This is a genomic window from Alcanivorax sp. HI0044 (assembly GCF_001634945.1).
On the sequence record NZ_LWEZ01000412.1, the window covers coordinates 1 to 1015 of the forward strand.

The 1015-nt window shown below is 58.1% G+C and carries 1 protein-coding gene and 1 pseudogene; both read left to right on the plus strand.

The window, feature by feature from the left end:
• Window positions 1-696: crotonase/enoyl-CoA hydratase family protein (locus A3730_RS04980; protein WP_063537630.1), on the plus strand; the 696-nt coding region annotated here is incomplete at its 5' end.
• Window positions 697-828: 132 nt separating this feature from the next.
• A pseudogene (locus A3730_RS04985) lies at window positions 829-1015 on the plus strand (cyclic nucleotide-binding domain-containing protein); the annotation flags it as partial.

Genomic DNA, 1015 nt, shown 5'->3' on the forward strand with positions numbered 1-1015 from the left:
GAAACCGCCCGCCTGATTCGCAAGGACCGTGAATTACGCGCCGTCATTCTTCAGGGCGACGGCAAGGCATTCTGTGCCGGGCTGGATTTCGGCACCGTCATGAAGCAGCCGGTAAAACTGCTGCGCAGCTTCACCAAATACGGCATCAAGAAAACCAATCTTTTTCAGGAAGTGTGCTGGTGCTGGCGCGAACTGCCCATCCCGGTGATCGCCGTGCTGCACGGCTATTGCTACGGCGGCGGCATGCAGATTGCGCTGGCAGCGGATTTTCGCATCACCACACCGGACTGCGAAATGTCCATCATGGAAATCAAGTGGGGCATGATTCCCGACATGACAGGCACCGTGACCCTGCGTGAACTGGTGCCCATGGACGTGGCCAAGGAACTGACCATGACCGGGCGATTGTTCAACGGTGACGAAGCCAAAACCATGAACCTGGTCACCCGCGTGGCGACCAACCCCCTGGAAGAAGCTGAAAAACTGGCACAGGCGATCAAGACCCGCTCACCGGATGCCATCAGCGCCAGCAAGGCCCTGTTCCAGCAAAGCTGGAACGTACCGGAAGCCCAGGCTTTCGACGTGGAAAGCAAACTGCAATTCAAAATGCTGCGCAGCAAAAACCAGCGCCGCGCCATGCAGGCCAACATGAAAAAAGAAGCGCCAACATTCGGCCCTCGCGAACGGGATTACTGAACCGATTCGCACACACCGGGGCGCCTTGCCCCGGTGCCTTTCCCTCCTCATCAATCTGCCAAGCGAGCCCTGTTTCCTCTCGGGATCTTGCGGCATACTCAATGCAGAAACCGACCATTATTGAGGCAGCGCATGATTTCTGTAGCCGAAGCCAGCGGCGGCTTTTCCGCCCTGACCCGCCTGTACAAACGTCTCGTCAACGAACTGATCGGTCAGCTACCGCTGCAGCCACAAACCCTGCCGCTGGCGCCCACGGACGATGCCTTGAAATACGGCATGTGTCGCGACACCACCTACGTGGTGAAAGGCGGTATGCTGG